This window comes from Streptococcus mitis (assembly GCF_002096735.1).
Taxonomy (GTDB): Bacteria; Bacillota; Bacilli; order Lactobacillales; family Streptococcaceae; genus Streptococcus; species Streptococcus mitis_CZ.
The window spans coordinates 73,983-93,452 of record NZ_NCVC01000013.1; the positions used below are offsets into that span (position 1 = coordinate 73,983).

20 protein-coding genes and 3 pseudogenes are annotated in these 19,470 nt (G+C 39.6%); 15 read left to right on the forward strand and 8 right to left on the reverse strand.

Features of this window, described 5'->3' with window-relative positions; translation table 11 throughout:
* Positions 1–174: 174 nt before the first annotated feature.
* The 11 genes from B7703_RS03035 (at position 175) to rpsD (ending at position 11,996) form a co-directional block, all read left to right on the forward strand.
* Positions 175–891, forward strand: coding sequence for an ABC transporter ATP-binding protein (locus tag B7703_RS03035; protein WP_064275791.1), 717 nt, complete (start codon positions 175–177; stop codon positions 889–891).
* Between the two features lies 1 nt (position 892).
* A complete protein-coding gene (locus tag B7703_RS03040; RefSeq protein ID WP_064275792.1) occupies positions 893–1,975 on the forward strand; it encodes an ABC transporter permease in 1,083 nt (360 codons plus the stop codon).
* Between the two features lie 39 nt (positions 1,976–2,014).
* Positions 2,015–2,638 carry a TetR/AcrR family transcriptional regulator gene (locus B7703_RS03045; RefSeq protein WP_064275793.1) on the forward strand — a complete coding sequence of 208 codons (624 nt, stop codon included), beginning with the start codon at positions 2,015–2,017 and terminating at the stop codon, positions 2,636–2,638.
* Positions 2,639–2,910: 272 nt separating this feature from the next.
* A complete protein-coding gene (locus B7703_RS03055; RefSeq protein WP_084923577.1) occupies positions 2,911–3,675 on the forward strand; it encodes a nucleoside phosphorylase in 765 nt (254 codons plus the stop codon).
* Between the two features lie 33 nt (positions 3,676–3,708).
* Complete coding sequence (locus B7703_RS03060) at positions 3,709–5,088, forward strand: TrkH family potassium uptake protein (protein WP_084923579.1); 1,380 nt, start codon at positions 3,709–3,711, stop codon at positions 5,086–5,088.
* Positions 5,089–5,101: 13 nt separating this feature from the next.
* Positions 5,102–5,767, forward strand: a complete 666-nt coding sequence (locus B7703_RS03065) for a potassium channel family protein (protein WP_084923581.1) — start codon at positions 5,102–5,104, stop codon at positions 5,765–5,767.
* Between the two features lie 155 nt (positions 5,768–5,922).
* On the forward strand, positions 5,923–6,939 hold the full coding sequence (locus tag B7703_RS03070) for a glycosyltransferase family 2 protein (protein WP_084923582.1): 1,017 nt from the start codon (positions 5,923–5,925) through the stop codon (positions 6,937–6,939).
* Positions 6,940–7,054: 115 nt separating this feature from the next.
* The gene (locus B7703_RS03075; RefSeq protein WP_084923584.1) at positions 7,055–9,319 is read left to right on the forward strand and encodes an SSURE domain-containing protein; all 2,265 of its coding nucleotides are present in this window, start codon (positions 7,055–7,057) and stop codon (positions 9,317–9,319) included.
* A 123-nt stretch (positions 9,320–9,442) separates the two neighbouring features.
* Positions 9,443–10,138, forward strand: a complete 696-nt coding sequence (locus B7703_RS03080) for a response regulator transcription factor (RefSeq protein ID WP_000520654.1) — start codon at positions 9,443–9,445, stop codon at positions 10,136–10,138.
* Positions 10,138–11,190 carry a sensor histidine kinase gene (locus tag B7703_RS03085; protein ID WP_084923586.1) on the forward strand — a complete coding sequence of 351 codons (1,053 nt, stop codon included), beginning with the start codon at positions 10,138–10,140 and terminating at the stop codon, positions 11,188–11,190. Before B7703_RS03080 ends, B7703_RS03085 begins: the two co-directional genes overlap by 1 nt.
* A 194-nt stretch (positions 11,191–11,384) precedes the next feature.
* Positions 11,385–11,996, forward strand: coding sequence for a 30S ribosomal protein S4 (gene rpsD, locus B7703_RS03090; RefSeq protein ID WP_000092756.1), 612 nt, complete (start codon positions 11,385–11,387; stop codon positions 11,994–11,996).
* Between the two features lie 95 nt (positions 11,997–12,091).
* On the opposite strand, the pseudogene B7703_RS03095 reads toward rpsD, so the two are convergent.
* From B7703_RS03095 to B7703_RS10040, 4 genes and pseudogenes are all read right to left on the reverse strand, one after another.
* A pseudogene (locus B7703_RS03095) lies at positions 12,092–12,349 on the reverse strand (tyrosine-type recombinase/integrase); the annotation flags it as partial.
* Between the two features lie 652 nt (positions 12,350–13,001).
* Positions 13,002–13,217: a hypothetical protein gene (locus tag B7703_RS03105; protein ID WP_084923589.1), complete on the reverse strand. Its 216-nt coding sequence runs from the start codon at positions 13,215–13,217 to the stop codon at positions 13,002–13,004.
* A gap of 30 nt (positions 13,218–13,247) precedes the next feature.
* Positions 13,248–13,457, reverse strand: a complete 210-nt coding sequence (locus B7703_RS03110) for a CPCC family cysteine-rich protein (RefSeq protein ID WP_084923591.1) — start codon at positions 13,455–13,457, stop codon at positions 13,248–13,250.
* Between the two features lie 214 nt (positions 13,458–13,671).
* Positions 13,672–13,857, reverse strand: a pseudogene (locus tag B7703_RS10040) (CPCC family cysteine-rich protein); the annotation flags it as partial.
* Between the two features lie 501 nt (positions 13,858–14,358).
* Here B7703_RS10040 and relB point away from each other — a divergent pair.
* Positions 14,359–14,646, forward strand: a complete 288-nt coding sequence (gene relB, locus B7703_RS03120; protein ID WP_001101478.1) for a type II toxin-antitoxin system RelB/ParD family antitoxin — start codon at positions 14,359–14,361, stop codon at positions 14,644–14,646.
* Positions 14,636–14,983 carry a type II toxin-antitoxin system RelE/ParE family toxin gene (locus tag B7703_RS03125; protein ID WP_084923593.1) on the forward strand — a complete coding sequence of 116 codons (348 nt, stop codon included), beginning with the start codon at positions 14,636–14,638 and terminating at the stop codon, positions 14,981–14,983. The genes relB and B7703_RS03125 overlap by 11 nt, the downstream gene beginning before the upstream one ends.
* A 642-nt stretch (positions 14,984–15,625) precedes the next feature.
* Here the strand turns inward: B7703_RS03125 and rpmG are convergent.
* The 4 genes and pseudogenes from rpmG to B7703_RS10045 form a co-directional block, all read right to left on the reverse strand.
* Positions 15,626–15,775 (reverse strand): 50S ribosomal protein L33, encoded by a 150-nt coding sequence (gene rpmG / locus B7703_RS03130; protein WP_001265622.1) that lies wholly within the window; start codon positions 15,773–15,775, stop codon positions 15,626–15,628.
* A gap of 15 nt (positions 15,776–15,790) precedes the next feature.
* Positions 15,791–15,973, reverse strand: a complete 183-nt coding sequence (gene rpmF, locus B7703_RS03135; protein ID WP_000290417.1) for a 50S ribosomal protein L32 — start codon at positions 15,971–15,973, stop codon at positions 15,791–15,793.
* A gap of 151 nt (positions 15,974–16,124) precedes the next feature.
* Positions 16,125–16,301, reverse strand: a complete 177-nt coding sequence (locus B7703_RS03140; RefSeq protein WP_033608448.1) for a type II toxin-antitoxin system antitoxin — start codon at positions 16,299–16,301, stop codon at positions 16,125–16,127.
* A 25-nt stretch (positions 16,302–16,326) separates the two neighbouring features.
* Positions 16,327–16,909: pseudogene (locus tag B7703_RS10045) on the reverse strand (SPFH domain-containing protein).
* A 235-nt stretch (positions 16,910–17,144) separates the two neighbouring features.
* Here B7703_RS10045 and B7703_RS03155 point away from each other — a divergent pair.
* Entirely contained in the window at positions 17,145–19,175 is a 2,031-nt protein-coding gene (locus B7703_RS03155; RefSeq protein ID WP_000460910.1) for a BglG family transcription antiterminator, read from the forward strand.
* Positions 19,176–19,178: 3 nt separating this feature from the next.
* A complete protein-coding gene (locus B7703_RS03160) occupies positions 19,179–19,463 on the forward strand; it encodes a PTS sugar transporter subunit IIB (RefSeq protein WP_000912473.1) in 285 nt (94 codons plus the stop codon).
* Positions 19,464–19,470: the final 7 nt, after the last annotated feature.

Here is a 19,470-nt window from a genome sequence, read left to right on the forward strand (position 1 = left end):
GAGGAAGTTCAAAAACATTTTTAGAAATAAGACATGTGCATTATAAACATCAGATACGAATCTGGTGCTTTATTTTTTAAAGAATTTCAACTTTTTTCTTGACAAGTGAGTAAACACTCACTATAATAGTCCTATATTCAGTAAGTGAGTGAACACTCACCTAGGAGGAAACATATGAAAAAATTGCTACATTTACAAGATTTGGATAAGTCTTTTGGTCGTCAAATGGTTTTGAATCATGTCAGCTTTGAATTGCAGCTGGGAGAAATTATAGGCTTAATAGGTCCGTCTGGTGCTGGTAAATCGACTATGATTAAGACTATGTTAGGGATGGAAAAAGCTGACGGAGGGGTTGCTTTGGTATTGGATCATACTATGCCCAATCGTCATATTTTAGGAGATATTGGTTATATGGCCCAGTCAGATGCCTTATATGAGGCTTTGTCAGGTCAAGAAAATCTGGAATTTTTTGGTCAGCTAAAAGGGCTATCCAAAAGAGATCTGACAGCTGAAATTGCCCATGTGGCTCAAGTTGTGGATCTGACAGAGCATTTGAATAAAACGGTATCCGGTTATTCTGGAGGAATGAAGCGACGCTTGTCTTTAGCCATCGCGCTTCTGGGGAATCCTCAGCTCTTGATTTTGGACGAACCGACAGTTGGAATCGACCCTTCTCTTCGGAAGAAAATCTGGAAAGAATTATTCGCGCTTAGAGACAATGGGGTTGGGATATTAGTTACTACCCATGTTATGGATGAAGCAGAGTTAACGGATAAGGTCGGCTTATTATTAGGTGGAAAAATCATTGCTTTTGATACACCGCAACACTTAAAAGAAAGTTATCAAGTTTCAAGTATTGAAGAAGTATTTTTGAAAGCAGAAGGAGAGTAAGATGAGAACCATTGCTATTGCTAAAAAAGTTATCAAAGAATTGCTTCGTGACAAACGAACCTTGGCTATGATGTTTGTAGCGCCGGTATTTATTATGTGGCTGATGAACCTCATGTTTTCAGCTAGTACAACCGTGAATGTCAAGTTAGCGACACAAGATCTACCAACTGGTTTGATAACGAAAATGGATGAGCTTGATCATGTGGACATCGAGACTTATCAAGACTTAGATCAGGCCAAAGAAGCGCTAGCAAATGAAAAAGTCGATGCTGTGATTTCTTATAAAGACGGTGAGTATCAGGTCGACTACGCAAATACAGATGCCTCCAAGACATCTATGATACGACAAGTGTTACGAACAAGTATCGCCAGTGAAGGCACCGATCAGTTACTATCTCGTATCAAACAAGCTCTTCCACAATTGAAATTAGATGCAAAGGCGCCTGAAATCAAAGAATTTTACCAATATGGAGATAAAAATACTGGATTCTTTGCACGTATGATTCCAATTTTAATTGGCTTTGTGGTCTTCTTCTTTGTCTTTTTGATTTCTGGTATGGCACTTTTGAAAGAGCGCACAAGTGGAACCTTGGATCGCTTGTTAGCAACCCCAGTGAAACGTTCTGAAATTGTCTATGGCTATATGTTGTCTTACGGTATTATTGCGATTTTTCAAACGGCAGTTGTCGTTTTAGCAGCAATTTGGCTACTAGATGTAGAAGTTGTAGGAAATATTTTAAATGTTATAATAGTTAATGTGGTACTGGCTCTTGTAGCACTAGCTTTTGGAATTCTCTTGTCTACTCTAGCAAAATCAGAATTCCAAATGATGCAATTTATTCCTCTCGTGATTATGCCTCAACTCTTTTTCTCAGGGATTATTCCATTGTCATCCATGGGAGCATGGGCTCCAACTGTGGGGAAATTTTTGCCATTAACCTATTCTGGTGATGCAATAAGCCAGATTATTCTTTACGGACACAATCTTGGTGATATTTTGCCAAATCTTGGTGTTTTAATGATTTTCTTGATCATTTTAACAATTCTCAATATTGTTGGATTGCGTCGTTATCGTAAAGTTTAGAAATCAACATAAATAATGCTAAAAAGGTGTGAAGATTAGATGGATAAGACTGTTTTTGAATCGTTTGAAGATTACTTAGAAGAAGCGAATTACCCTCAAGGAAAGAAAAAAATCATGCAGGCAGCAGTGGATCTCATATCAACTAGGAGTTACCATGGGACCTCAACTCTTCACATAGCTGAGCGTGCTGGACTAAGCCAGGCAACTTTGTTTAAGTATTTTAAGACGAAGGATGATCTATTGACGGCTATTTTACATCCTGTAGTCCCAGGCATTTTCGGTAGTTTTGTTGAGGAACTCTTAGCTTTTGAAACGACAGAAGAGAGGGTTCGTTATCTCGTCCACGATCGTATGAGCTATCTCAAAAAAAATCGTGCTTTGATGAAAATCATTCTGCAGGAGAGTTTTTCAAATAAGAAACTAAAAAATGAACAGATTTTTATCTGGAATGCTATTCAAGATAAACTTCGAGTGCTTCATAAAGAATTGCTAGCAGATCCACGTGTAAATACAGAGTTAACGATTCCTCAAATGGTTCGTATTTGTGTTGGTCCATTGTTGGCTTACTTCGCTCAACTTTATATCGTTAGCGACAACGGAGAAATAAAGGAAGAGGACCTAGACTTATTAGAAAAACAGATTTTAGGTGGTTTGTGGAAATAAGGGAGTTCTAGAAGAGCTAAGATTTATTTACTTGACTTTCAAACAAGCTAAAAAAGACATGTTCTGCTTATTTCAGATTCATGTCTTTTTTGTTGTTGGATTTTGTATTCTTCATAAGTCCTCAATCGCTTTGCCAAAACAGAAACCGACTTCTCCAGCGGTGCAACGATTTCTCAAGTGTATGGAAGAGGAGATTTCTGGATTGCTAAATTCAACTCCTTGACACTGAGTCAGCTTTTGATACAATAGTACAAAATCAGAGGGGGTGGGTTATGATTCAGAAACATGTAATTCCCATTTTAGAGTTTGATGATAATCCTCAGGCGGTCATTATGCCAAATCACGAGAAACTGGACTTGCACTTGCCCAAGAAGTGTGTCTATGCTTTTTTAGAAGAGAAGATTGACCGTTATGCGAGGGAAGTAGGGGCGGACTGTGTCGGAGAATTCATTTCTGCCACCAAGACCTATCCAGTCTATGTCGTGAACTACAAGGGTGAGGAAATTTGTCTGGCCCAGGCGCCTGTCGGTTCGGCTCCAGCGGCCCAGTTTATGGATTGGTTGATTGGCTATGGTGTGGAGCAGATTATTTCAACCGGAACCTGTGGTGTGCTAGCTGATATAGAGGAGAACGCCTTTCTAGTCCCGGTTCGGGCTTTACGAGATGAGGGTGCTAGTTACCACTATGTGGCACCTTCTCGTTATATGGAAATTCAGCCAGAGGCTATTGCTGCCATTGAGCGAGTTTTGGAAGCCAAAGGGATTCCCTATGAGGAAGTCATAACCTGGACGACAGATGGCTTTTACCGAGAAACGGCTGAAAAGGTAGCTTATCGCAAGGAGGAAGGCTGTGCTGTTGTGGAGATGGAGTGTGCTGCACTTGCGGCGGTAGCTCAACTGCGTGGCGTTCTTTGGGGAGAATTGTTGTTTACAGCGGACTCTCTAGCAGACTTGGACCAGTACGATAGTCGTGATTGGGGTTCAGAGGCTTTCGAAAAGGCCTTGGAACTCTGCCTTGAGATAGTCTCTCAGATCTAGCTACTCTCCTTCTTTTTATGGTACAATGGATGTATGTTATTCAAATTATTTGTGAAAAAACTTGAAAGGGTCTTTGGCGGACTTTCGCCAGCTCGTCGGATTTTTTTAAGTTTCGCTGGAGTTATTTTTATAGGTTCTCTCCTTTTGAGTCTGCCTTTTGTCCAGGCAAGCGGTTCGCAGGCTACTTATTTTGACCATCTTTTTACGACGGTTTCTATGGTCTGTGTGACGGGACTTTTTACGCAACCGGTGGCTACTACCTATAATGTTTGGGGCCAGTTGATTTGTATGCTCTTGATACAGATTGGTGGTCTGGGGCTCATGACCTTTATCGGAGTCTTTTATATTCAGGGGAAGCAAAAGCTCAGTCTTCGCAGTCGTGAAACCATTCAGGAGAGTTTTAGTTACGGGGAGACTCGGTCGCTGAAGGCCTTTATGCGGTCTATCTTTTTGACGACTTTTCTAGTGGAGGGCTTGGGTGCCTTTCTACTAAGTTTCCGTTTTATTCCTGAGTTCGGCTGGGGACGAGGCATTTTTACCTCTATCTTTTTAGCCATTTCAGCCTTTTGTAATGCTGGTTTTGATAATTTCGGTAGTAGCAGTTTAGTGGCTTTTCAGACGGATCCCTTGATCAATCTGGTCATTGCTGGCTTGATTATCACGGGTGGTCTCGGCTTTATGGTCTGGTTTGACTTGGCAACCCAGTTTGACAAGAAGAAAAAACGCCGTTTGCGTTTCCACACCAAGTTGGTCCTCTTCTTGACTGCAGGAATTTTGCTGTTTGGGACAGTATCCACACTCTTTACGGAGTGGCACAATCCAGGGACCATTGGCAATCTCAGTGTCCCAGAGAAAGTGCTGGTTAGCTTTTTCCAAACCGTCAGCATGAGAACGGCTGGCTTTGCTTCTATTGACTACACTCAAGCTCGGCCTGTGACCTTGTTTATCTATATCCTACAGATGTTTCTCGGAGGGGCGCCTGGAGGAACGGCTGGGGGGCTCAAGATTACGACTTTCTTTGTCTTGTTGGTTTTTGCGCGTAGTGAATTGCTGGGCTTACCTCATGCTAATGTTGCGCAGAGAACCATTGAGACTCGAACAGTCCAAAAATCCTTTAGTGTCTTCATTATCTTTTTGATGACCTTCTTGTTGGGCTTGATGTTGTTGGGAATTACGGCAGAGGGAACGCCGCGATTTATCTACCTCATGTTTGAGACCATTTCAGCTCTTGCGACAGTTGGGGTAACGGCAAATCTGACACCAGAACTGGGCAAGTTAGCTCTCAGCATTGTCATGGTGCTCATGTTTATTGGCCGTATCGGTCCCTTGACCTTGCTGGTTAGTCTAGCGGATTACCAGCCTGATAAGAAAGATTTGATTCAGTATATGAAAGCAGATATTAGTATTGGATAAGAAAGGAAGAACGATGTCAGATCGTACGATTGGAATTTTAGGTTTGGGGATTTTCGGGAGTAGTGTCCTGACGGCCCTAGCCAAGCAAGATATGAATATCATTGCCATTGATGACCACGCTGAGCGCATCAATCAATTTGAGCCAGTTTTGGCGCGTGGAGTTGTGGGCGATATTACAGACGAGGAACTCCTCAGAACTGCAGGAATTGATACCTGTGATACGGTTGTAGTGGCAACAGGGGAAAATCTAGAGTCGAGTGTGCTTGCAGTTATGCATTGTAAGAGTCTAGGGGTACCAAGGGTTATTGTAAAGGTCAAAAGCCAGACAGCTAAGAAGGTGCTAGAAAAAATCGGTGCTGACTCGGTGATTTCACCTGAGTATGAAATGGGGCAGTCTCTAGCGCAGACCATTCTCTTTCATAACAATGTTGATGTCTTTCAGCTAGATAAAAATGTGTCTATCGTGGAGATGAAAATTCCGAGTGTTTGGGCAGGTCAAAGCCTGAGTCAGCTAGATCTACGTGGCAAATACAACCTCAATGTTCTAGGATTTCGTGAACAAGAAAATTCACCACTGGATGTCCAGTTTGGTCCTAATGACCTCTTGAAAGCAGATGCCTATATCTTGGCGGTTATTAACAACCAGTATCTAGATGACTTGGCAGAATTAAATTCGTAAGGAGGGGGATCCCCTCTTTTTTGATGTCCAAAATAGCAAATAGAGATAGCAACCCTTGTATTCTAGTAAAAGTCCTTTAAAATCTGGACTTTATGGTAAAATAGAAAGAAGTGACAAGAGAGTAAGAACAAATCAGTCCCCTAAAGGAGTAGATTATGAAGTTATTGTCTATCGCCATCCCTAGCTATAATGCCGCTGCCTATCTTCATTACTGTGTGGAGTCGCTAGTGATTGGTGGTGAGCAAGTTGAGATTTTGATTATCAATGATGGGTCCCAGGACCAGACTCAGGAAATCGCTGAGCGTTTGGCCAGCAAGTATCCTAACATCGTTAGAGCCATCTATCAGGAAAATAAAGGCCATGGCGGTGCGGTCAATCGTGGCTTGGCGGAGGCTTCTGGACGCTATTTTAAAGTAGTGGATAGTGATGACTGGGTGGATCCTCGTGCCTACTTAAAAATTCTTGAAACCTTGCAGGAACTAGAGGGTGATGGGCAAGAGGTTGACGCCTTGGTGACCAATTTTGTCTATGAAAAGGAAGGTCAGTCTCGTAAGAAGAGTATGAGTTATGAGTCAGTCTTGCCTGTCCAACAGATTTTTGGCTGGGATCAGGTCGGAAATTTCTCAAAAGGCCAGTATATCATGATGCACTCGCTGATTTACCGGACAGATTTGTTGAGAGCTAGTCAGTTCCAACTGCCTGAGCATACCTTTTATGTCGATAATCTCTTTGTCTTTACCCCCCTTCAGCAGGTCAAGACCATGTACTATCTGCCTGTCGATTTCTATCGTTATTTGATTGGGCGTGAGGACCAGTCTGTCAATGAGCAAGTGATGATTAAGCGCATTGACCAGCAACTCAAGGTCAATCGACTCTTGGTAGACCAGCTTGATTTGTCCCAAGTGAGTCATCCAAAAATGCGAGAATATCTGTTGAATCATATTGAAATCACGACAGTGATTTCCAGTGCCTTGCTCAACCGAGCAGGCACAGCAGAGCATCTTGCCAAAAAACGGGAGCTGTGGACCTATATTCAGCAGGAAAATCCAGAGGTCTTTCAGGCTATTCGGAAGACCATGCTCAGCCGTCTGACCAAACATTCAGTCTTACCAGCTCGCAAACTTTCTAATGTCGTCTACCAAATCACCAAATCTGTTTATGGATTTAATTAATATAAGTATTTTATAAGAGGGATTTAAGAAAAATTTTAACTTTTTCTTAATCCTTTTTAATTTTAGGAGATTATACTAGAGTCATCAAATAAAGAAAAACTCTAAGGAGAATCCTATGAAATTCAATCCAAATCAAAGATATACTCGTTGGTCTATTCGCCGTCTTAGTGTCGGTGTTGCCTCAGTTGTTGTGGCCAGTGGCTTTTTTGTCCTAGTTGGTCAGCCAAGTTCTGTACGTGCCGATGTGGTCAATCCAACCCCTGCCCAAGTTGTGCCAGACGCGACTTCGGTGAGTGAAAAGAGCGACTTACCAGCAGAACTTCTCAAAGAAGCAGTCGATACAGCTCTTCCTTCAGAACAGGTAGACTCAACACCTAAAGCAAGCTTGGATGCTACAAGCTCTCCAGAAAAAGTGAATGTAGCTGATAAAGACCAAGTGGTAGCGCCAAAAGAAGAAGTGCAAGCAAAACCAGAATCTAAGAAAGAAACAGAGGAAGCGGTTAAACCTGCGATAAATCCTGCGCCTACAGTTTCTGGACAAGACCGTGAAGCAAATGAAGCGCAACCAGCAACTACTCCAGCTGAAGTCCAAAAAGGCGTGGCCGACAACACTAAAGACACAGTGGATGTTCCAGCCACTTATTTGGATAAAGCCAACTTCCCAGGCCCATTCACAGCTGGTGTTAACCAAGTTATTCCTTACGAGTTCTTCGCCGGTGACGGTATGTTGACTCGCCTTATCTTGAAAGCATCCGACAAGGCTCCATGGTCAGACAATGGTTCAGCTAAAAATCCAGCTCTTCCACCAGTAGAAAAATTGGGCAAAGGTCTCTACTTCTACGAAGTAGATTTGGCAGGAACTCAAGGTAAATCAGACAAAGATTTGCTTGACCTCTTGAAACAAAACGGCACTCAAAGTTATAAAGCTACTATCAAGGTATACGGTGCCAAAGACGGCAAGGCTGATTTGAGCAATCTCGTAGCGACTAAAGATTTGAATGTCAACTTGAATGGCTTGACCACCCCAGCTGAAGTCCAAAAAGGCGTAGCTGACAATACTAAAGACACAGTGGATGTTCCAGCCTCTTACTTGGACAAAGCCAATTTCCCAGGCCCATTCACAGCTGGTGTTAACCAAGTTATTCCTTACGAGTTCTTCGCCGGTGACGGTATGTTAACTCGTCTTATCTTGAAAGCTTCTGATAAAGCCCAATGGTCAGACAATGGTTCGGCTAAAAATCCAGCTCTCCCACCAGTAGAGAAATTGGGCAAAGGCCTTTACTTCTACGAAGTAGATTTGGCAGGTACTCAGGGTAAATCAGATAAAGAGTTGCTTGATCTCTTGAAACAAAACGGAACTCAAAGTTATAAAGCTACCATCAAAGTGTACGGTGCTAAAGATGGCAAGGCAGACTTGAGCAACCTCGTAGCGACTAAAAATTTGGATGTCAATTTGAATGGCTTAACCACCCCAGCTGAAGTTCAAAAAGGCGTAGCCGACAACACCAAAGATACAGTAGATGTCCCAGCCACTTACTTGGATAAAGCGAACTTCCCTGGCCCATTCACAGCCGGTGTTAACCAAGTTATCCCATATGAATTCTTCGCTGGTGATGGTATGTTGACTCGTCTGATTTTGAAAGCTTCTGACAAGGCCCCATGGTCAGACAATGGTTCAGCTAAAAATCCAGCTCTTCCACCAGTAGAAAAATTGGGCAAAGGTCTCTATTTCTATGAAGTAGACTTGGCCGGCACTCAAGGAAAATCTGATAAAGCTCTTCTTGACCTCTTGAAACAAAACGGCACTCAAAGCTATAAAGCTACCATCAAAGTGTACGGTGCTAAAGACGGCAAGGCAGACTTGAGCAACCTTGTAGCGACAAAAGATTTGACAGTGAACTTGCATGGACATCAGTCTCTGATTCCGATGCAGTCAGGTTTCGTCCCATCTTCTAATGGTTCAGCTATGCCGGCTCCAATGATGAATAGTCATCAAGATGCATCTAAGATGAACGCTCAAATGCCTAGTGCCAATCAAGATGAGATGAAATCTAAAATGCCAGCTGCTAGTCAGGATAAGATGATGCCTAACAAAGAGCAGGACAAAACCATGAATGCTAGCCAGCCTATGGCAACACCAAGCATGAAACAAGATCAAGCTCCAGCAGCCTCAAGCAAAATGTCTGATGAAGGCAAGATGGTATCTAATAACAAGGTATCAAGTCCAATGATGGCTGATCAAATGAAAGACCAAAAAGACATGCTTCCATATACTGGTGAAGCCCAAACATCAATGGCTACTCTTGGATTCTTTGGATTAGCCTTGGCCGGACTTCTAGGTGGACTCGGTTTGAAAGCTAAAAAAGAAGAAAATGACTAGTCTAGCTACAGACTTTCTATCTAGGATATGAAAAATCCAGATATCGTTTAGAATGTTCGTAAAGAGATTAAAATAGTGTTATACTATTGTGGTATAGCACTGTTTTTTTCAAAGGAGAGACAGATGGGAAAGACAATTTTACTCGTTGACGACGAGGTAGAAATCACAGATATTCATCAACGTTATCTGGTTCAGGCAGGATATCAGGTTTTGGTGGCCCATGATGGAGTAGAGGCCTTAGAAATCTTCAAGAGAAAACCAATTGATTTGATTATTACAGATATCATGATGCCTCGGATGGATGGTTATGATTTGATTAGCGAAGTTCAGTATCAATCTCCGGATCAGCCTTTTCTCTTTATCACGGCTAAGACCAGTGAGCAGGACAAGATTTACGGCTTGAGCTTAGGGGCAGATGACTTTATTGCCAAGCCCTTTAGTCCTCGTGAGCTGGTTTTGCGTGTCCACAATATCTTGCGTCGCCTTCATCGTGGAGGTGAGACAGAAGTCGTCAGTCTCGGGAATTTACGGATGAATCATGGTAGCCATGAGGTCCAAGTTGGAGATGTGGCGCTTGATTTGACCGTCAAATCCTTCGAACTTCTATGGCTTTTAGCCAGCAATCCAGAGCGGGTTTTCTCTAAGACAGACCTCTATGAAAAGGTCTGGCAAGAAGACTATGTGGATGACACCAATACCTTGAATGTTCATATTCATGCTCTTCGACAGGAGTTGGCTAAACATGCTAGTTCAGAAACACCCACCATCAAAACCGTCTGGGGCTTGGGCTACAAAATTGAGAAAGCACGAGGTAGTTAATGAAATTAAAAAGTTATATTTTAGTGGGGTATGTCATTTCAACACTCCTAACGATTATCGTGGTTTTTTGGGCCATCCAGCGAATGTTAATTGAAGAAAGAGAAATTTATTTCCTAGTGGGTATGACTCTAGTGGCTAGTTTTATCGGTGCTGGGATTAGTCTCTTTCTCCTATCGCCGGTCTTTACTTCATTGGGCAAACTCAAGGAACATGCCAAGAGAGTAGCGGACAAGGATTTCCCTGCAAATCTGGAGGTTCAAGGCCCTGTAGAATTTCAACAATTAGGCCAAGCTTTCAATGAAATGTCCCATGATTTGCAGGCGACATTTGATTCCTTGGAAGAAAGCGAACGAGAAAAGGGCTTGATGATTGCTCAACTTTCGCATGATATCAAGACCCCCATCACTTCGATCCAAGCGACGGTAGAAGGGATTTTGGATGGGGTTATCAAGGAAGGAGAACAGGACCATTATCTAGCAACCATTGGGCGCCAGACTGAAAGACTCAATAAACTGGTTGAGGAGTTGAATTTTTTGACCCTAAACACAGCTAGAAATCAGGTCGAAACGACCAGCAAAGACAGCATTTTTCTGGACCAGCTCTTGATTGAGTGCATGAGTGAATTTCAGTTCTTGATTGAGCAGGAGGAGCGAGATGTCCATTTGCAGGTAATCCCAGAGTCTGCCCGGATTGAGGGAGATTATGCTAAACTTTCTCGTATCTTGGTGAATCTGGTCAATAATGCTTTTAAATACTCAGCTCCAGGAACCAAGCTGGAAGTGGTAGCTAAGCTGGAAAATAACCAGCTTTCAATCAGTGTGACCGATGAAGGACAGGGGATTGCCCCAGAGGATTTGGAGAATATTTTCAAACGCCTTTATCGTGTAGAAACTTCTCGTAACATGAAAACAGGTGGTCATGGCTTAGGTCTTGCGATTGCGCGTGAATTGGCCCATCAATTGGGTGGGGAAATCACAGTCAGCAGCCAGTACGGTATAGGAAGTACCTTTACCCTCCTTCTCAATCTCTCTGGCAATGAAAATAAAACCTAAAACCCCTTTACAAATCTAGCCATTCATGGTAGAATGGATTTTGTGCGAAATATCAGCAGGAAAGCATGAAGCTCGTCAACAGGTGTCTTATGATAAGTAACCTTGGCTGTTTAGGCGAAGGGCATCTGCACGAATCAGGGCTTTCTAAGTGACTATTTCCACCGAAATATTATTTATATCAGGAGGACATTCACATGTCACGTTATACAGGACCATCTTGGAAACAAGCTCGTCGCCTTGGCCTTTCACTTACAGGTACAGGTAAAGAATTGGCACGTCGTAACTATGTACCAGGACAACACGGACCAAACAACCGTTCTAAATTGTCAGAATACGGTTTGCAATTGGCTGAAAAACAAAAACTTCGTTTCACTTACGGTGTAGGTGAAAAACAATTCCGTAACTTGTTCGTACAAGCTACAAAAATCAAAGGTGGAATCCTAGGTTTCAACTTCATGCTTCTTTTGGAACGTCGTTTGGATAACGTTGTTTACCGTCTTGGTCTTGCGACTACTCGTCGTCAAGCTCGTCAATTCGTAAACCACGGTCACATCCTTGTTGACGGAAAACGCGTTGATATCCCATCATACCGCGTAACTCCAGGTCAAGTGATCTCAGTTCGTGAAAAATCATTGAAAGTTCCAGCTATCCTTGAAGCAGTAGAAGCTACTCTTGGACGTCCAGCATTCGTATCATTCGACGCTGAAAAATTGGAAGGTTCATTGACTCGCTTGCCAGAACGCGACGAAATCAACCCAGAAATCAACGAAGCACTTGTCGTTGAATTCTACAACAAAATGCTTTAATTTTAAGAAATATCTTACAGAAAGCCTACAACAGTGGGCTTTTTGCTTTGTCTTAAAATGTTGATTTCTGGGTTTGTCCCCCTGTTTGTCCCTCTTTACAAAGAACTCACAGCTTTCTCATAAAATGAGACGGCTGTTTTTACTTTTTCTTTGGAGAGATGACTGTAAGTGTCCATAGTCATAGCTAGTGTAGAATGACCTAGACGGTGTTGTAATTCTTTATATGGTATTCCAGAGTTTAGCAAAAGACTAGCATGTGTGTGTCTGAAACCGTGGAATCCAATATTAGGTACACCAGCATGGTTGAAACGTGTATTTAAACGAGTTGATAGTGTTTTATTGTTTGCGTATTGGGGAAATAATAGAAGTTTAAAAGTTTGTTATTTTAAATTTGATGTTTATAAAATGATTAGCAGATAAGAAAAGGAACAACTTGCCTTAATTGCCTGCAGAATGGTAAGGAGATAAGAGAGAAAACACCTCTTAATGGCTTATCTCATGGTATGAGAGTAGTCTTGAAGTAAGAGTGAACCAAGAGAAAATAAAAAAGCACTTAGAAAAATCTAAGCGCTCAAGAGTAGTGGACGGTGTGCCTGTCCCGTCATCTCATACTATGAAGTTGCGTAGCGACACTATCATTTCTACCTCACTTCTCTTTAAACTAATTATATCATAAAGGAGTAGGAGCTTGACCACTGACGAAGTAGAAAAGAAACAAGAAGTATTAAAAATTTTGAAAAAGCAATTCAGAGACTAGACTTAGACTTGAAGATAAGTGATTGTATGATGTAGGACGTGAGATATTCGCCAATCTCTTTACAAGGCGAACTGGAGAGAGATTAAAGATATGGCAATTATACGAGGCGCTAGACATCGATAAGGCTCAATATGAGTGCCTCAAGGCTGATATACTGCTAGACTTTGCTAAAAGCTATCGAGACGGTGTTTTAGTGGTGTATAAACAAAACATATCTTAGGCTTAATTAAAAGCCTTTAGAAACGAATCTAAGGTTTTTTTGACTGGTTGATTTTATCAGTAATTTTAATTTCCTTGATTTCATTTTCAAAGAGTTTAATCCATCTGGTTCCAGAATTAACGGATAACCCATCAAGTTCTTCATCATAGACATCTTTGTCTTCGTAAAGAGCTACACCTTTAAATATTTGGCCATCAATATCGGTGATTCTGACAACCTTGTTATTAAATTCTTTAAGTTCCATCAGTCTCTCCTTTCGTACTACTATAGTCTGTTATATTATTGGAATCCCTTTTGTGTAAGCTTCTTTGGCTTCAGCAAGTGTCATTTCATTAGGGCCGCCATCTATATTAGTTTCTCCTGTATTTTGCCACTGACAGATGTCGCAGATATCATACACTGCTGTAACAGTACCACATACTGGACAATGGACATATTCGCTACCGTTAATAATGATTAAATTCTCTTTCCCAATCTTATTCATTTAAGGTCACTCCCAACACTATACAAATATATTAGCTATTTCAATACACTACTTTTTCAATATCATTGATTGTAATTGTTATGGTATCCCAGTCTTTAGGTGAATCACCTATATCAGCAATAAAAGTATCTTCGCTTAACTTCTCGACAATTGCTACCGTTTGACCGTTTTGTAACAACACTGTATCAAATTCTCGAATTTTTACGATTTTTCTCCTTGCGTAAGCTTCTTTGGCTTCAGCTAGAGTCATCTTATTTGGACCACCGTCTATATTTATAATACCTGTATTTTGCCAACGACAGACGTCACAGATATCATAGTCCATAACCTCAGTTCCGCAAACGGGACAATGTAACCATAAATATCCATCAATTTCCCATGTCTTTTTTGATCTATCCATATAAATCCCTCCTTCATATACTCGCCAAATCAGTCTTTTTGGTGAACCGTGAGTATCAACCCACCTTTCCATCATTATACTGCAAATCGAAGGGGATTGCTAATAATTGAGTGTGTATTCCAGATGTAGTATGATAGTATTATTAGGTAATAAAAAAAGCACGTTTGACCGTGCTAGTTTCTTGCCGGCTGAACTCATCATTTTAAGTCCTTTTTTGTTACCCTTTATGTTTTCTCAACTTATTTGAATTTAATAGTTTTTGAGAAAGTCAAGTTAGATTCATAGCAGGCTTATGCCTGTTTTTTTGTACCTAATCACTGCAAGATAACAAAATGTTGTAATATTTTATTGAATAAGATAGGCTTTAGAGCCTTGATATTAAGCACTTTGGGGCGTTTTCCCTTAGTGCTTTTTTTGTTTTTACTACCAGCTATAAGTATCTATACGCAACTAGACCTGTATAGTTTAAAGTGATATAATAGTCTAAAAGGAGGTGCTACTATGAATGTTTTAGAAAAAAACACACAGGTAAACTTTAAGACTAACAGAGACTTGTTAGAGAAGGCTAAAGCTATTATCACAGCGCAAAATCTTGATATGACAGCTAGTTTTAACTTGTTTTTAGAACACATTGTAGAAAATAAAGCCTTGCCATTTGAAACTCAAGTAGACAAAGAAAGAGAAGAACTTCTATCAGGGTTGCGTGCTGAAATTGCCCGTAGCTTTGACGATTTAGAACATGGAAGAACTTACAGCCTTGATGAAGTGAGGGCTAACCTTGGAATTTAACGAGAATGTATATAGCCTGATTATCTCAGAAACGGTACAAGAACAGCTAAGAGGTATTAAAGATTATATCTCAGCTAACTACTTTTCAGAACAGGCAGGAGCAAACACAGTTAAGAATATTCTTTACGGATTGGAACGTCTTGAAGTTTTCCCGGAAGCAGGATTTGATGCTGATGAAAGAGTAGGAGTTATTATATACCCACCCCACAAAACTCGATGCATCATTTTAGGCGATTACCTAGCCTTCTATCATATTTTAGAGGACAGAAAAGCTGTCTTTGTATCAGATATTATTCATAGTAAACAGGACTACATCCGTTTGTTCAAGAAAAAATAGCGCCTTAGGAAGGCGTTTTTGTTTGGGAATTACGTGATATTGATGATATAATATTTTGGCCCCCTCACTTTAAGGAAGGGAGGTGTTACATATGTTAGAAACTTTACTCACAGTGTTTCTAGCTCCGTTACTTATTAACGTGTTATCTGAGCTTTTCAAGTTATGGCTTAAGAAACGTAAGAAGTAATGGTTAACCCTTTTAGAGGGTAGCAAAAAACCCCATCGGTGGCACGGTGGGGCTTTTTTAGTTACATATGCTGTAACTTTACTCACATTGTAAGTTCATTCTAACACAACCCTTTCGATATTTCAAGCTTTTGTTTTGATATTTCCTCCGAGCTTATTCAACAATTCTAGAACACTGAAGTTTGTGGTTTGAGTTTATTACATTGAAATTACTAGACTCCATTCTACAGGTTAGATGATGAAAAAACTATTTTACACGCAATATCTAATATAGTGAAAAAAATACGACATCGGTTAACTAGAGTGTGCAGTAAAGTGCTAAAATTACCTGATTCAAATCAGTTTTACAAAAAAGATTGTAGGACGAGTAGAATTTGAATTGAAATATAAGATAATTAACAAAAAGAAAAAACGCTGATCAAGCGTTTTTCTTCTGTATTGATTCGTATTGAATGCTTATTTAACTTCTGTAAACACAACGTGTTTGCGAAGTTTTGGTGAGTATTTCTTCAATTGAAGACGGTCTGGAGTGTTACGTTTGTTTTTAGAAGTAAGGTACAAGCGTTCACCAGATTCTTTGTGTTCAAGTGTAATATTTACGCGCATGGTATCTCCCTTCTATTATTCAGCTGATGCAGCTTTAGCGATTTTACGTCCTTTGTAGTATCCTTTAAGTGATACACGGTGAGAACGTGAGTAATCTCCAGTAGTTTCGTCAAAGTTTACAGATGGAGCTGTTACTTTGTAGTGTGTACGACGTTTGTTTTTCTTCGCTTTTGAAGTGCGACGTGCAGGTACTGCCATTTTGATTTCTCCTTTAGGTATTTATATTCGATTCAATCTACTGATTTTCATCAACCATACTAGGATAACACATTTTTTTTGTAAAGTAAAGTTACTTGACAAAAAAAGATGAAAAAATTCTCCTGTCAGACCTAGCAGACAGGAGAAGGTGTTAAATATCAATCTCAAATGGTTCGTCAATGGTTTCTGATACGTATTTTCCGTCTTTCTTCCGTTGTTTGACACATTCTGTAAGGAGATATTCGATTTGCCCATTGACTGAACGAAAGTCATCTTCTGCCCATGATGCGAGTGCAGCGTATAACTTTGTTGAGAGTCGAAGGGGGATATGCTTTTTTTAGCTTCAACCATCTTTAGTAAAGACTTCCTGTGTTGACAATTGGTTGTGCATCATGATTGCCACAGAGGACGACTAGGAGATTTGAAACCATAGCAGCTTTTCGTTCTTCGTCAAGCTCTACCAATTCCCCTTCATTGAGCCGTTCTAGTGCCATTTCAACCATTCCTACAGCACCATCTACAATCATCTTACGGGCATCAATAATGGTAGTAATTTCTGTAGCATAAGCTAGGTAAGTGATACGTGCTTCAAGGATTTCCTAAGCAGTCATTGTCATTTGATGATTTAGCTCCTAAAAAAGGAGATTTTGTGCTAACATCACCACTTTGTCCAAGTCGAGTGTGGTTTGCAGGGTTGACTGCTACGCTGAAGGGATTGACAAAGTAAAAGCCAGGTTCTTTGATGGTACCTGTATAGTTACCAAAGAGTGTCAGAACCATAGCCTCCTGAGGTTTGACAACTTTTAAACCAGCATGAGTTAGCGTTGCAATTACGATTAGTAAAGGTCCGATAATAATTCCAAAAATGTTTTCCGAACCAACACCCATTTTAAATATAAAGATACCAAGTACGATTGTCAACTCAATGAGAATCAATGCTAATACACCATTTGGTTATGAATTGATTAGTTTTTCAGTCATAAGAATGACCTCTGTTATTTGATATCTAAATGATATCATTTTGTTTTTAAAAATTAATAGAAAGTTGACAAATAATCACTAAAAAGTTTCAGCCCAATAATTACTTGTAGGAGGTGAGATTATATTGTGCTGAAATACTCTTTTATTCTTATAACTTTTACACTATAATTGTAGTTAGAAAGGAAGAGAAATGTTTGATTATAGAGCACTAGTTATTTTGATGACTTTGATGGATCATTGTGAGCTATCATTATATGAATTATCTGTTAAGGTGAGCTTACCTATAAAGGAAGTCAAAGAAGGAATAGATTATTTAGTGCCTTATCTAGCTAATAAAGGGATAGTACTGGATAAAAAACAAGGTCGCTATAGTTTATCAAATCGTACGAAGCAGTCTTTGACAGATATTATTAAGTCGGATGAATTGGTTTTACCAAAGTCGACTCGCTTAGCATTAATCTATCTTTACACTTTTTGTCGATTAGATTTTATATCGAATAATCATTACCAAGACTTTTTGAAAGTAAGTAAGAATACAACCTTATCTGATATTCAATCATTAAGAAAGATTATGTTGGATAATGATTTGGAGCTAGGGTACAGTAGAGCAAAAGGTTATACTTTACACGGTTCAGAGTGGAATAAGCACCGTTTAGCTTTTCAAATGGTTAGTGAGTTGCTGGAATCCTCCATAGGGATTTGGGGGTTGGATTATGTTTTATCCAGTTGGGGGTATTCATTAACTTATGATTTGATTGATCAGGTAGTTAAAGATTATTATGAAAAGCTACAGATAGTACCTATTGTTAATCAATTAAAAGTTTGCCTTTTCGGTTTAGTATTCATTATATGTAGGTATCAAAGGGATGTTGAAAGAGTATGTCTTTCAGAGACATTAGTATCTCCTATTATTCAAGATATAACGACTATTTTATTAGATACAGTAGTTGATTTGGGAATTATAGATACGGTATTTTCAGAGGATGATTATCGCTATGTCACAGTTTTATTATCAAGTTGCTTTGAAGGTGAAGTAGATGTTGCTCCGGTTTACTTTAATCAATTAACAGAGGCTATTATAAGTAGAATGGAAGATATTTCTTTGTTACATTTTAAACAAAGAGAAGTATTGAGAGAAAATCTTCGCCGCCACCTTATACCGGCTTACTATAGATTAAAGTTCGGCTTACCTAGCTCAAATGAATATGTGTTGCATGTTAAAGAACATTATCCTGATTTATTTGAACTAGTAAAAGATTCTTTGACTCCCTTGATGGACGCTATTGACAAGCCCATACCTGATAGTGAAACAGCATATTTTGTTATCCATTTTGGAGGATATTTAAAGAAAGCAGACAATTTGCCTCAAAAATGTTATAAAGCAGCAATTATCTGTCCTAATGGAATTAGTTCTTCATTGATGATAAAAGAGAATCTATTAGCATTATTCCCTCAAATTGAGTTTATAGGAACCTCAAAGATTGATGATTTATATGCGAAAACTAGTAGTGACTATGATATGGTTTTTTCTACTATAAAGGTGGATACAGAGAAGCCAAATTATCTAGTTTCTGTTATGATGACGGAAGAACAAACAACACAGTTAGTTGAATTGGTATCAAAAGATTTTCCGGATACAGGTTATCAAGATATTGAGCTGAATCAGATAATTAGTATAGTAAGACGATATAGTGTAATCACACAAGAATTAGAGTTGAAATTAGCATTAAAGCGATATCTCTATCAAGAAATGAATAGAAAGGAAATGTTACCATTGTTAGAAGAATTAATTACAAAAGAAACCTATCAGGTTAGTTCGAAAAAATTAGGATGGAAGGAGGCGATTCGTTTAGCAGCTAAACCGCTTTTGGATCAACATAAGATAACTGAGAACTACCCTGAGGCAATGATTCAAAAAGTAGAAGAGTTTGGACCTTTTATTAATTTAGGGAAGGGAGTAGCAATTCCTCACGCTCGACCAGATGAAGGCGTGAATGAAATAGGAATGTCAATGTTAGTTTTGGAAGAGCCGATTTATTTATTGGATAATCCAGAACAAGAGGTAAGATTGTTGATTTGTATTGCAGCCATTGATAATGAGAGTCATTTAAAGGCTTTGTCACATTTAACAACAATTTTAAGAGATAAAAATCATGTTCAAGCTTTAATTTCATCAAAAAACTATGATGACATTAAAATGATAATTAAACAGGAGGATTAGATAATGTTAAAAATTGGTACAGCTTGTGGTTCAGGATTAGGTTCAAGTTTTATGGTACAGATGAATATTGAATCTGTATTGAGTGATTTGAATGTTTCAGATGTAGAAGTTGAACATTATGATTTAGGTGGAGCAGATCCAAATGCAGCCGATATTTGGATTGTTGGTCGTGATTTAGCTGATTCAGCTAGTCATCTTGGAGATGTTCGTATTTTAAATAGTATTATTGATATGGACGAGCTACGAGAATTAATTACTAAAATTTGTGAAGAAAAAGAACTTATATAGGAGGCTA